Genomic DNA, 13,187 nt, shown 5'->3' with positions numbered 1-13,187 from the left:
AACCAGGATCATGGAACGAAGGTATCTCCTCGGGAATGAAGCGATAGCGCATGCCTGCCGTGAAGCGGGCGTGGACTTTGTCTGCGGTTACCCCGGTACGCCGTCATCCGAAGTGATCGACACGCTGCGGGCACAGCTGGAACGGCCGTATTATCTCGAATGGTCGGTGAACGAGAAGGTGGCGCTGGAGAACGCGCTTGCCGCTGCCTGGTGCGGGGTCCGCGCACTCTGCACCATGAAACACGTGGGGCTGAACGTTGCAGCGGATCCGCTGATGACGAGCGCTTACACGGGCGTGACGGGGGGCCTGGTAATCCTGAGCGCGGACGACCCGTTCGCCCACAGTTCCCAGAACGAGCAGGACACGCGGTGCTATGCGCATTTTGCCCGGGTGCCCTGCCTTGATCCCGCCAGTGTGCAGGAAGCGCATGACCTCATCCCTGCGGCCTTTGCCCTGTCCGAGGAGTTTGGCCTGCCCGTGATCTTCCGGCCCACGACCCGCATCTGCCACTCGAAAGGTGATGTTGCGCTGGGTCCCGTTACGGGCAGCACGCGGAAAGGCGAGTTCAAAAAGGACCCGCGCCAGTACGTCGTCATCCCCGCCCATACCCGGGTCCTCCATAAGAAACTCAACGAGAAGCAGCCCGCGATCCGCAGGCGCCTTGTTGAACTGGGCCTGAACCGGTACGAGATCCGGGGGAAGACCGCGATCATCGCAAGCGGGATCGGCGCAACGTACGTGCAGGAACTCCTTCCCGATGGCGTCTCCTTCATGAAGATCGGCGCCTACCCGATTGACGAGGAATGGCTCGGGGCGTTTGTCCGGAAGCATGAGAAGGTCCTGGTCATCGAGGAGCTTGCACCGGAAGTTGAGGAGACGGTCCGCCAGGTTGCGGGTCTCGTCCCGGTCTTTGGCAAGAAAAACGGTTACGCTCCCTACGAAGGAGAACTCTCGGCAGCCGCGGTTGCGACGATTATGGCGAAGGCGGGTTTCATCGATAAGACGCCCTTTGCACCGGCGGAACCGGTCCAGAACCTGCCGGTGCGCCCCCCGATCCTCTGTGCCGGCTGTCTGCACCGCGGGGCATTCTATGCGATCAGGAAAGTTTTCCGCGACGGGATCTATCCCAGCGATATCGGGTGCTACACGCTCGGGCTCCAGCTCGGGGTCGTGGACACCACGATCTGCATGGGTGCTTCGATCACGGTTGGGAGCGGCATCGCGCATTCCGGGGAGACGCGCGACGTGATCTGCACGATCGGCGACTCCACGTTCCTGCACACCGGCATCCAGGGGCTGATGAACGCGGTGTACAATGGTGCCACCATGACCGTTGTCATCCTCGACAACCGGATCACGGCAATGACCGGCCACCAGCCCAACCCGAACACTGGTCTCACGGCCTGTGGCGTGGAGACCCCGGCGGTCTCTATCGATGCGATCTGCCGCGCCTGCGGTGTGAAGTTTGTTGAAACTGTTGACCCGTATGACCTCACCGACATGGTGAATGTCCTGCAGGAAGCAAAGAAGCGCAAAGGTGTCAAGGTGGTCATCGCAAAGCAGATGTGCGTCATCTCGGCCCGGCGCGCAGGGGTGAAACGCGGTCACTATACCGTTGATCCTGAAACCTGCACCGGTTGCGGAACCTGCGTCCGGTTCGGCTGCCCTGCAATAGAATTCGCGGATGAGAAGGCGCGGATCAACGATCTCTGCAGCGGCTGTGCGGTCTGCGCCCAGCTCTGTCCTGTGGGAGCGATCGTACGGGAGGGGAAGAAATGAGCGGCAGTTATGACATCCTGATCGTGGGCATTGGCGGACAGGGTACGATCCTTGCCTCCAACATCCTTGGAGAAGCATGCCTCATCGAGGGTCGGAGTGTCCGGGGTGCAGAGACCCATGGCATGGCCCAGCGCGGCGGCTCGGTGGAGAGTCATATCCGCATTGACGGCCAGTACGGCCCCCTGATCACGCCCGGGCAGGCAGATCTGCTCGTTTCGTTCGATCTCCTCGAAGCACTGCGGTACTCGCATTTCCTTAAAAAGGACGGGAAGGCAGTTGTCAACCGGCACCTCGTCCTTCCGACATCGGTCTTCACCCAGAAGCTTACGCCCCCAACAGAAGGGGAGATCATTGCGGCGCTGAAGCGTCACGAGATCTGCATCCTTGATGCAGACCAGATCGCCATCGAAGCGGGAAGCCCCCTCTCGCAGAACGTGGTGATGCTGGGGGCTGCATCCAAGTGGATGCCCTTAAAACCGGAGACCCTTCTCGAATCGGTGAAACGGCTGGTTCCCAAAAAGACGATCGAGATCAATGCCAAAGCGTTTGAGATGGGACGGGTTGCCGGCGGGAAGAACTGAATGAAGAGGAAGCTCGGCGCATTCCGGGAGGATACCCTCTACCAGGGGGATGCGCTCGCGCTCCTCCCGAACGTTCCCGAAGGATCCATCGATCTTATTGTCACAGATCCACCCTTTGCCATCGATTTCAAGGCCCAGCGGCTCAACTACAACCGGAAGGGCTCGAACGTCATCGAAGGGTACAAAGAGATACCCGGGGAAGAATACGGGGAGTTCACCCGTACCTGGATGGCAGAATCTGCCCGGGCGCTCTCCCCCTCCGGCAGCATGTACATCTTTTCCGGCTGGAACCGGCTGCGGGATATCCTCGAAGGTATTGATGCTGCCGGGCTGACTACGATCAACCACCTGATCTGGAAATACCAGTTCGGTGTCTTCACGAAGAAGAAGTACGTGACCAGCCATTACCACATCCTGTTTGTCGTGAAAGACCCGAAGCAGTACACATTCAACAAAATTGACCATTACCCCGAGGATGTCTGGGTGATCAACCGCGAATACTGGAAGGGCCGGAAGAAGACCCCCACGAAACTCCCCCCTGACATTGTCCGGAAGATCCTCCTCTATTCCAGCAACCCCGGAGACCTTGTTCTCGACCCGTTCCTGGGTTCAGGTACGGTGGCCGTGGTGGCACAGCAGGAAGGCCGGCATTTCCTCGGGTTCGAGATCGTGCCGGACTATTTTACGTTTGCAAAGGAGTGCCTGAAGGATCTCTGATCCGCCAGGTCCTGCCCCGGTATGCACATGGGGGGGTATGCGGGAGACCCCCCCTTAGTGGAGGGAGGGGATATCCTCACATTATGGTCAGGCTCTCTATTTTACGACGGAGGATGAGGGGGACCTGCTTGGCCGGATAGGGTCCGGCTGGGGGGGTACGGAGGGGGGTCTCCCCGCGCTTGAAATGCAAGGGGTGGGGGGGTGTAACGCGGTTGAAAAATAATTGGAGGGGGGGTCTCCCGCATACCCCCCTTCTCATTATTGAGAATTATGCATTATTGCACGGTTTTTTATGTGCCCGCAAAGCGGAGCTTCAGACGGGGCAGGTATTCCCGGTGCCCACTCAAAAATGATCTGGGGGGTCTGATCCGGCCAATGGGGGGGAGGGGTCTCCCGGATACCCCCCCACCCCCTGCCAGGGGGGGTATGATCGATTTGAAACGTAATGGGTGGGGGGGTATGCCACAGACCCCCCTCACGCAAGAACAATTACAAAACGCTGAGGGGGGGAATTGAACCCCCGAGGCACTTTCGCACCACAGGCTTTCCAGGCCTGCGCCCTACCGCTAGACTACCTCAGCAAAAAGTGTATCCTATTTGTTAGCCGGGGCATTTTTTAATGGTATCTCTTCACCCGGGCCCGGTCATCCGGCTTCCGGGGGGCATTTCCCTGCGGTCTCCGGCCCGGGCGGCGATCCTGCTGCCCTCCCGGACGCGAAGCCGGTCTCTCTCCTGCGCGTTTAACGGCTTTTTTCCTCTCCGATTTTGGCGGGTAGACCTTATCGGATTTTGTCCAGGCGCGGGGATAGGTGCCTGGCTGCATGAAGACCGTTGTCGGGGCAACAACGAGCCCGGTCTCACCGGGTTTGAAAGAAGCCGAGGGGACGAGTGCCCGCCCGAGGCAGACGAACTCTTTCTTCTCCGTGAGGACGGCAACGGTCTGATCTTTGCCAAACTCCATACAACTGATCACACCGACCCCGGCAAGGGATGCACCATGGCAGAGCGCATCGATTGCAGCCTCGCGGACAACCACGATAGGCAGTTCCGGTACTGCCGCATCGACCGACACGACCATTTTCTCCAGCAAGGAACGGTCCCCCTGCCGTGCTGCAACCGCCGCATCCTCGACATCGAAAAGGGTGTACATCGAGTCTTCCGTGAATGAACCCGAGCGCGTGCGGCGCAGCTCCTGCATGTGCCCCCCGGCGCCAAGCGCGAACCCCATGTGGTGGCAGAGCGAGCGGATGTACGTGCCGGCATCGCAGTCCACCCGGAAGAGGACGAGCCTCCCCTCAATACTGAGGATCTCGAGGTTCTGGATCTCCCGGATGCGGAGGTTCCGCTTGACCGCGCTCTTCCGGGGCGGGCGCTGGTACAGACGGCCGGTGAACTCCTTTGCAACATTCCTGATCCGTTCCTCGTCAACATCATTGTGCAGCCGCATCAGGCAGATATACTCCTTGTCGTGCTGGAGGAGGAGCGGGGCGAGCCGGACCGCATTGCCGAGCATGATCAACAGCACGCCGGAGACCTGCGGGTCGAGTGTACCTGAGTGGCCAACCTGGCACCCGAGTATCTTCCCTACCCATGCGGCAACCTGGTGGCTGGACGGGCCCTGGGGCTTGTCGATGACGATGATTCCCGACCGGTCCCAGAGGTGGACGGGTTCCATTCCTGCGGCTGGTTCATCCATTGCGGTGTGTCTCCTGGTTTTTGAGGTATTCATTCAGGGCGCGCATGGATCCTTCCAGCGACCCGTCGCCAACAATGTCAGGCTTTGTTCCTGCCCGCTCCATGGCCATTGCGGTGATATCGCCGATTGCCATCACCAGCAGGCCGGGCCGGGGTGTCCAGCGTGCCTGCATAAACGACATCGCGCTGGTAAACAGGATCGCGTCTGCCGGTTGCAGGTCGAGAGTTTCCCCGGTGGGAACAAGTCCGTAACACCGGAACTCCCGGACAATGCCGCCGGCATCGGTAATGGCATCAAGGAGCTTGTTGTTCGGGACATCTGCACGGGGAATGCCGATCCGTTTCCCGACAATCCAGTCACCCAGGTACGGCACGAAGTCCCGCGAGTAGAAACTCGACAGGGTCTCGCACCCGATATGGTATTCCTGGAGTTCCTTTGCGGTCTGGGGACCGATGGCGATTACCCGTGGGTATGTCGTGAGCCGGGGGGCGATGATCTTTGCCGGCAGGGCACTGGTGAAGAAGATGCAGTCGAACTCACCGTTCCTGACCGCTTCGGAAAATGTGTCGATCTCGTTCATGCGGAGCTCAGAGCAGAGCGGGTGGACGCTGTAACAGGCGTGACCATATGCACTACAGCGTGCGGCATCGGTCTTCTCCTTTCCTTTCAGGCGGGTAACTGCAATCTTCATAGAGAATTTCGCTTGGAGATAGTATTCGTGATACCATGATGGTATGCATTTCGGTTGCTTTATATCGTTTAATTTATATCCATTCCCCCGAATTCTTTCTCAAATGATAGAAATTCTGGTCGGCACGGTTCTTGGCATCATTCTGGGAACCATCAGTGGGATCATACCCGGCGTGCATGCAAACACCCTTGCCGGGGTCCTGCTCAGTCTCCAGGTTGCCCTCCTTGCTGTGCTCGGCCCGGTGGCACTTGCCTGCACGCTCTTTGCCGCCCTGATTACGCATACGTTTGTCGATGCAATCCCCTCGACATTCCTCGGTATCCCGGACGCAGAGACCTCCCTGGCCGTACTGCCAGCGCATGCCCTCTGCCTTGAAGGCAATGGTGAGGAGGCAGTCCGGATCGCAGCGCTTGGCAGTGCCTGTGCCATGGTCATTGCTGTACCGCTCTCGCTCATCTGTTTCCTCTTGCTTCCTGCGCTTCAGCCCTACTTTGACTGGTGGATCGGGATCCTGCTGGTGGCCGCGGTGGGATGGATGCTCGTCACCGGTGAGGCACCCGGGTGGGGGCTTGCCATATTCATCGTATCAGGGATCCTCGGGTTGTTTGCCCTCCGGTATGCCTTTCTCGGCTGGCATATGCTTGCGGGAGGCAGCGCAATCCTGATGCCGCTCCTCACCGGGTTGTTCGGTATCTCGGTACTCCTGACCGCATCGCGGGGGAAGATCCCCGCACAGGAGTTCCGTGGGATCCGTCTGGATGACCGTGTTGTTGTCAAATCATCGCTGCTGGGGACTGTGGCAGGGATTGCTGTCGGCTGGCTGCCCGGGCTCTCAACCGCCTCCGCAAACGGTGTGCTTGCATCCGTGATCGGGTATGAGAAAGACCGGCGGGCGTATATCCTTGCAACCAATGCGGCGAATACGGCGAACGCGTTTATCGGTCTTGCTGCACTCTTCGCCCTTTCCCGGATGCGGAACGGGGTGATGGCAGCGCTCTCTGAACTCACGCTTCCCTCTATGGGCGAGCTGATGGTTGCCGGTGTACTTGCTGCGTGTGCTGCGTACGGGATCACGGTCTGGTTCTCCCGGTCGGCGCACCGGATCGGAGCGGTCGACAGCCTTGCGCTGAACCGGGCCGTGATCCTCTTTGTCGTCCTCCTCTCTATCATCCTCACCGGCCCGTTCGGTATACTTATCCTTGTCCTGGCTACGGCAGTGGGTCTAGTACCTCATTTCATAAACCTGCCGAGGGTTTATTGCATGGGTGCGATCATGATTCCCGTCATTCTCTGGTCCTTTGGGATCATGTGGGTCTGATCACCGGAAATCCAGAGGGATATGTGATCTTTATTGCCGCCGGCATCCTTACTGTCCGGTATGCGATCCTACTGGTTCGGGGATGTGGACGAGAACGGATGTCACCCTGCTGACGGCGATACTGCAGCACGGGTCCAGCGCCTGCATACCCTGAAGACCACGATGGACGGTTTTGTCCTGCCCGGATGGGAGGATGCGGTTGCCTGCGGTGTGTGCAGCGACCGGGCTACGTACATATCGACGCTCCGCGAGCTCTGTTTCGCTGCAGCGGAGCAGCAGATCCGCGAACAGTATGCGGGGAAGGATACTGAACTTCTCCAGATGGTGCGGACGCTGGACGAGATGGATGAGGTGATCAACCTGCTCTCCGAACGGGTTGTTGAATGGCACCAGGTGCGGCACCCGACGTTCTCCCGTAAGTACCGGAAGACCCCGGCGCACCTGATGGTCCGGAGCATCTCCCAGCGGGGCCGGGGGGCGCTGGGCATGGTTGCAGAACAGGTTGAAAAACTGGCTGCGGCGAGAACGGAACTTGCCATAGAGGTATCGTCCCGGGCAGGCAAAGTGATGCCCAATTGCAGTGCACTGATCGGGGGACTGGTGGCAGCCCGGCTCATGTCCCATGCAGGAGGGCTCCACCCGCTCTCCCGGATGCCGGCGAGTGCCATCCAGGTGATCGGGGCCCGGACTGCCCTCTTTGCCCACCTTCGTACAAAGTCCCCCTCTCCCAAGCACGGGATCATATTCCAGCACCGGCGGGTGCACAATGCCCCGAAAGACCGGCGGGGGAAGGTTGCTCGGGCGCTTGCGGGAAAACTCGCCATCGCAGCCCGGCTCGATTACTTCCGCGGCGAAGCGGTTCCGGAGTTCCTTGAACGTGCCCAGGAACGGATCGACCGTCTGGGAACCGGTGATATGTCATGATACGGATCGGTGATGTCCTGGTATCCCGTGGAGAGGGAGGGGTATATGGAGAACGGATGCTTGGCGGTGCACGGATCTGGGACCCGTTCCGGAGCAAACTGGCGGCGCTTTACTATGTTGGTACTGGCGTGGAACTGACCGCGGGGATGCGGGTACTGTATCTCGGTGCGGCGAACGGGACAACGGTCTCGCACGTGGCGGATTACGTGGAAATTGTCTACGCAGTCGAGTTTGCCCCGCGCCCTATGCAGGACCTGCTGGAGGTGGCACGGAGGCGGCCGAATCTCGTGCCGATCATGGCGGATGCCACGCAGCCGGAGCAGTATGCCCCGCTTGTCGAAGAGGTTGACCTGCTCTACCAGGATGTGGCGCAGCCGGACCAGGCTGCTATTCTTGCACGGAACTGCGCCTTCCTCCGGCCCGGGGGAAGAGCGATCCTGATGCTCAAGACCCGGAGCGTGGACATCCGGAAAACACCGGAAGAAGTGTTCCGCGCCACCCTCGGGGAACTTGCAGCTGCGGGGCTTGAGGTTGTGGAGACCGTCTGGCTCTCCCCGTATCATAAGGATCACGCGGCCATTGTCTGCACAAAACGCGCTGCGGGTGATGCCCGTGAGTGATGGTGTCCGGGTGTACTCCGGTGCGCTCCCGGTTCTTGCTATCCTCCTGCTGATCGCGCTTGTTGTTCTTATTATCCCGCTCCTTTTTCTCGGGCTCGTGGGTGCAGCATTCACCCGGCTTGGGTTCTCGTGGATCGCGGCGCTTGCGGTTGTCCTGCTGATGCTGATCGGGAGTTTTGTCAATATTCCCCTCTACCGGATCAAGCGTGACATGGTCCGTGTCGATACCATGGAAATGTCATTGGGCGCCCAACCGGTCTGGGAGACGGAGATCGCGCTCAATCTCGGCGGGGCCGTGATCCCGCTTGCAGTCTCGGCCTATCTTCTCTACCAGGCAAACACCATTGTGGGATCGGGGCTTTTCATGCCTGTTATAGCAGGAGTAGTTCTTGTCGCCCTCATTGCATGGGTGTCAACGCGCTCAATACCCGGATATGGTCTCCGCGCCCCGCTCTTCCTCCCCGGTCTCGCCGCGATCCTCTGTGGTATCCTGCTTGCGGGTGAAACAGGACTCGAGGCAGGAGTAATCGCATTTGTCGCAGGGACTGTTGGTATCCTGCTTGGTTCGGGCATTGCCCAGATCCCGCGCATCCGGGATATGGAGATCCCGAACGTCAGTATCGGTGGCGCGGGGATGTTCGGCGCGATATTCCTTGCGTGTCTCCTCTCCTCTTTAATCGCGTGAAATCGCAAACCGGGGAGTTTCCTGAAGAGTCTGGAATCGATAAAAGAACTACAAAAATCCTGCAAAAGAAGTAGCCCGGAGCAGATTCGAACTGCTGTCAGAGGATCCAGAGTCCCCTATGATTGACCGCTACACTACCGGGCTATCTGACCCATAGTTTTTGCCGCTGTTGCTTAATTAAAGTGACGGAGACCCGCTCTGGATTATACCGTTTTTGCCCGGTCACATCGCTGGCAGGCCCGGCATACTTCCTTCACCGGCTCGATGAGTTTTCCCTTCCCGCAAAACGGCTCGATGTCGTGCACATCGCGGATGAAGTAGATGTGGGGAACGAGCGATATATGGGTGTACGTGCCACACGGGACGCCCAGCTGATCAGCAATGGATTTCTGGAGCTGCACGAGAGCGTACATGTTGGCTCCGGCCGCGGTGAGCATGTCGTTGGATCGGAAGATCACCCGCATGTCCAGTTTCCCGTCCCTCAGCACGCACTGGATGAGCTGGAGGCAGGGACAGTCATCGAGTTTCTCATCAATGACCGGGTTCCACGTGATCGCGATCGCCCTTCGGGATACCGGGGACGACCGGAGTTTCCCGACAATATAGGCAATCTGGTCGATATGCACCGGCTGGCCGTTGGCAGCAAGGCGTTCCCCCCAGTCAAAGAGCCTGCCGTGATAGTCGTATTCGAAGGAGGCTTTCGAACCGTTCAGCAGGTCTTTTGCATACTGTTCAACGAACCTCTGCTGGAACCGGGAGTGCGGGCTCACCATAGGTTCTGCGAGGGGTGTATCGATCTGCATGGCAATCTCCTCGAATTCGACCGTTGCTTCAGCATCCTCAGTAGTAAGCACCCAGCCTTTCTCCAGGATCATCTTGATGACCTGTTCGTGTGCCCGTCCGATGCTCGGTGCCCGGATAACTCTCATATCAAGATCTTTGTAATAACAGGTAGTATATCTGTTGCAATGTGCCTGTGCTATGTCATTGGGGGGGGTCAGGGTCGTGCTGATACTAGTATACTTAGAATGCTCAGGTTTGGCCATGCGATGCAGATTAAATAGAACCTGGAGATCTATCTGCACACCCGGGCCTGACTTTTATTTAACTATGTGGGATAATGAACTTACAAAAGCCAGATATCTCATAATGTATGATTATGTACATACGAGTTATTGTGCTATAGTATAGTGCAATGCGCGTGATATATACCCCCACCAGATTATCCAGTATATCCCCAACCATGCCGGCATGGGTCTTATGAAGAACAAAAAAACTGTATATCCGGTCTGGAATGTTAAAAACGTGGCAAACAATGCCCGGATTGACCGGTAAAAACAACCACAAAGGATATATTGGCACTTTTACAAATACTGTTTCATATTCCGTCTAAACGGAGTATGGGGCTCGTAGAATCGTTATTCGGCATTTGTCGAATACGGTTCTCGGCTTGTAATGTATGATGTAAACTTTGGAGGAATTGAACACATGACTAAGCGATTATCAATTGCACTCGTTGCAGTCGCTCTGTTCGTCCTGCTTGTCGTTATTATGCCGGTTTCGGCAGTAACTACAACCAACCCGAACGGAACGCAGATCCAACGCGGTGCAACCGTATTTATCGGTGAGGAGGGCCTTAACCTCACTCACGCACTGAACTCAGCAGCAGGTATTACCTCTGACAATGCACCAACCCTTCTCCAGATCGGCTGGTGGGCGTCAGCAGCACAGCTGACCACCTCGTCCCCGACGAAGACCATCAACCTTCAGGGTGGCAGGTACTATAACTTCCAGGTCGCCCCCTCAGACTTCGTGGGATACACCGGAAACTGGTACTTACTTGATGCAACTGGTACCACTCCGTACACCAGCCCTGGCGCAGTAATGAACGTCCAGGACCCGTCGCTCTCAGTAGCTGCATGGGACTTCCAGCAGGCCAAGGATATCACCGGCATGTCAATCACGCAGGGTGAGCACCTCGGCGTCCAGGTCAACACCAACATGTATGCAGCGACCTACAGCAACAGGGGTAACACGCTGTTCACGACCACATACACAAATGATGTGCTCGGGACCTATGCCAACGCATACAAGCTTTACCCGAACGATGCAGCAGTTGCCGCAGGTGGAGATGTTAACTACTCGGGAAGCATAAACGGCTCGTACGTATTCAAGAACAATGCCAAGGGCGTTTACTCCGAACTTGTTAGCGGCGCAGATGTCTGGAAGGTCATTGAATACTACGGCTCGACCGCTAACACAACCTATGGTATCCCGTCAGGTACCTACAAGTTTGCATACTGGAACAACTCGTCTGCAAACGGCAACACATACACTGGACAGAACTTTACTGTCAACCCTGAAGGAACAATATCTCAGTTCGCTAACACGAGTGCGTGGGCACTTGGTACCGCAACTGGTTCCTTTGCTCTCGTTAACACCCCCACGGAAGCAACCGATGGGTTCATTAACATCTACGTGAAGGACGAGGCTGGCGCAAAGTACGACAAGCTGTACGTTGGTCAGCAGGGCGGTTCCTACACTGCAACGTCCACCACCAAGAAGTACGTCACAACTCAGCCGTGGACCTTCGGGTCTGCTTCATCCTACTGGGTTACTGATGCAGTTGACACCAACAACCAGTACGCATACCCGGTCGGAACCTACTCCATCTGGGCAGAGTCTGCACTCAACAACATGAAAGAGAACTACAAGAATGCAGGCGCTGACTACTCCGGTAAGACTGTTTCAGCAACCGGCACTGTGACCCTCATCTCTGACACGGTCAAGATCGAGGCAAACAAGGACTCCGTTGTCCGCTCCAAGTCATTCTCGGTAACTGTCACTGGTAAGCCCAGCACCACCTACTATGTATGGGTCAAGGGCACCAGCGCAATGGACAGCAGCTATGACAACCAGCCGCCCATGACCGGACTCAACCAGGAGAAGGTCTACAACGATGCTTCAACCGGCACAACATTCCCGATTGGTGCATACCAGTACGACAACGGCGCTGGAACAACCATCAAGGAAGATGTTGGACAGGGTACCTTTGCACAGGGTAACACGTTCAACAGCACCAGGTACTATGCACTGATCAACACTTCAACCTCAGGCACCAGGACTGTTGAGTTCGTAACCAACAACTGGACCAAGGCACAGAAGTACACGATCCGTGTTGAGCAGAACTTCCCAGTCAACAACGTAACCGGCTTTGGCGCAGCATACCAGTCCACTGGCAGCACCGTCAAGAGCGACGAAGTTGACATCAACGTCGAGAAGGGCGCAGTCACCATCGTAGCAGCAGGCGACCAGTCCTACTACCTCGGCGAAGAGATTAAGTTCTCCGGTACCAACACCGAAACTTACAAGACCTACCTGTTCATCGTTGGACCCAACCTGAAGAGCGATGGTTCACAGATCAACAAGGATGACCCCAGGAACTATGCAGTTGAAACCAACAACGCGTCTACCTTCAAGGTAATCGATGTCAACGGTGACAACACATGGTCCTGGAAGTGGGGAACTGCAAACTATGCACTTGATGCAGGTACCTACACTATCTACGCAGTAAGCCAGCCCTACGACAAGGAATCCCTTGCAAATGCAGCATACGGCACGGTCTCTATCATCATCAAGAAGCCGTTCGTCTCTGCAACTGCATCACAGTCCACTGTTGCCAAGGGTGACAGAGTATACGTCACCGGTACCGCCGAGGGCGACCCGTCCAGCGTCATGATCTGGATCCTGGGCAAGAACTACGCTGTCAAGGACAGCGCATCCGTCAACTCTGACGCTTCGTTCAAATACGAAATCAAGCAGGAGACCACCAAGACCCTGTCCAGCGGCCAGTACTTCGTGGTTGTTCAGCACCCGATGCAGAACACGATCTTCGATGTAGACAAGGTTGGCGACTACGTTGTCAACAAGCAGCTCATCAGCTCAACCAGCACCTCAAGTGGCAACTACACCAGAATCTTCAAGCTGACCGGATCCGGCAGCCTGCAGGGCTCCGATGCAGCTGAAGCACTTACTCAGGGCATCAACGACGCAAACGTCGACGATACCTACACCAAACTCCAGTTCCTTGTCGAGGAACCCACCATCCGTGTCGACACGATTGGCGACAAGCACGTTGGTGACAAGTTCACCATCACTGCACAGACCAACCTTGC

11 protein-coding genes and 2 tRNA genes are annotated in these 13,187 nt (G+C 57.2%); 8 read left to right on the top strand and 5 right to left on the bottom strand.

The annotated features are described in order from the left end of the window. Positions 1–10 precede the first annotated feature (10 nt). The 3 genes from iorA to LUQ43_RS12325 are packed head-to-tail and all read left to right on the top strand — an operon-like array spanning position 11 to position 3,078. Positions 11–1,780, top strand: a complete 1,770-nt coding sequence (gene iorA, locus LUQ43_RS12335; protein WP_299968193.1) for an indolepyruvate ferredoxin oxidoreductase subunit alpha — start codon at positions 11–13, stop codon at positions 1,778–1,780. Further along, positions 1,777–2,361, top strand: a complete 585-nt coding sequence (iorB, locus tag LUQ43_RS12330) for an indolepyruvate ferredoxin oxidoreductase subunit beta (RefSeq protein WP_299968191.1) — start codon at positions 1,777–1,779, stop codon at positions 2,359–2,361. The genes iorA and iorB overlap by 4 nt, the downstream gene beginning before the upstream one ends. Further along, positions 2,362–3,078: a site-specific DNA-methyltransferase gene (locus LUQ43_RS12325; RefSeq protein WP_299968189.1), complete on the top strand. Its 717-nt coding sequence runs from the start codon at positions 2,362–2,364 to the stop codon at positions 3,076–3,078. It begins immediately after the preceding gene. 497 nt (positions 3,079–3,575) lie between these two features. Here LUQ43_RS12325 and LUQ43_RS12320 read toward each other — a convergent pair. The 3 genes from LUQ43_RS12320 to LUQ43_RS12310 all read right to left on the bottom strand — a co-directional run bounded on the left by LUQ43_RS12320 (position 3,576) and on the right by LUQ43_RS12310 (position 5,465). Further along, a tRNA-Ser gene (locus LUQ43_RS12320) sits at positions 3,576–3,659 on the bottom strand. Between the two features lie 35 nt (positions 3,660–3,694). After that, entirely contained in the window at positions 3,695–4,774 is a 1,080-nt protein-coding gene (locus LUQ43_RS12315) for an RNA-guided pseudouridylation complex pseudouridine synthase subunit Cbf5 (RefSeq protein WP_299968187.1), read from the bottom strand. Continuing rightward, positions 4,767–5,465 (bottom strand): uroporphyrinogen-III synthase, encoded by a 699-nt coding sequence (locus tag LUQ43_RS12310; protein WP_299968185.1) that lies wholly within the window; start codon positions 5,463–5,465, stop codon positions 4,767–4,769. Before LUQ43_RS12310 ends, LUQ43_RS12315 begins: the two co-directional genes overlap by 8 nt. A 103-nt stretch (positions 5,466–5,568) precedes the next feature. On the opposite strand from LUQ43_RS12310, the gene LUQ43_RS12305 reads away from it, so the two are divergent. Genes LUQ43_RS12305 through LUQ43_RS12290 form a run of 4 tightly spaced genes read left to right on the top strand, consistent with a single transcriptional unit; the run spans position 5,569 to position 9,012 of the window. Further along, complete coding sequence (locus LUQ43_RS12305) at positions 5,569–6,783, top strand: tripartite tricarboxylate transporter permease (protein WP_299968183.1); 1,215 nt, start codon at positions 5,569–5,571, stop codon at positions 6,781–6,783. Between the two features lie 60 nt (positions 6,784–6,843). Beyond that, positions 6,844–7,707 (top strand): NOP5/NOP56 family protein, encoded by an 864-nt coding sequence (locus LUQ43_RS12300; RefSeq protein WP_299968181.1) that lies wholly within the window; start codon positions 6,844–6,846, stop codon positions 7,705–7,707. Continuing rightward, entirely contained in the window at positions 7,704–8,327 is a 624-nt protein-coding gene (locus LUQ43_RS12295; protein WP_299968179.1) for a fibrillarin-like rRNA/tRNA 2'-O-methyltransferase, read from the top strand. Before LUQ43_RS12300 ends, LUQ43_RS12295 begins: the two co-directional genes overlap by 4 nt. Next, entirely contained in the window at positions 8,320–9,012 is a 693-nt protein-coding gene (locus tag LUQ43_RS12290; protein ID WP_299968177.1) for a DUF1614 domain-containing protein, read from the top strand. Before LUQ43_RS12295 ends, LUQ43_RS12290 begins: the two co-directional genes overlap by 8 nt. A 71-nt stretch (positions 9,013–9,083) precedes the next feature. On the opposite strand, the gene LUQ43_RS12285 is transcribed toward LUQ43_RS12290, so the two are convergent. Continuing rightward, a tRNA-Gln gene (locus tag LUQ43_RS12285) sits at positions 9,084–9,156 on the bottom strand. Positions 9,157–9,215: 59 nt separating this feature from the next. Further along, positions 9,216–9,941, bottom strand: coding sequence for a thymidylate synthase (locus LUQ43_RS12280; RefSeq protein WP_299968250.1), 726 nt, complete (start codon positions 9,939–9,941; stop codon positions 9,216–9,218). Positions 9,942–10,500: 559 nt separating this feature from the next. Between LUQ43_RS12280 and LUQ43_RS12275 the strand changes: the two genes are divergently transcribed. After that, positions 10,501–13,187: MEMAR_RS02690 family S-layer glycoprotein (locus LUQ43_RS12275; protein WP_299968174.1), on the top strand; the 2,687-nt coding region annotated here is incomplete at its 3' end.

Source organism: Methanoregula sp. (assembly GCF_028679125.1).
Taxonomy (GTDB): Archaea; Halobacteriota; Methanomicrobia; order Methanomicrobiales; family Methanospirillaceae; genus Methanoregula.
Note: the sequence above shows the minus strand (reverse complement) of the source record. Positions and strands in the feature narration are given on the sequence as shown.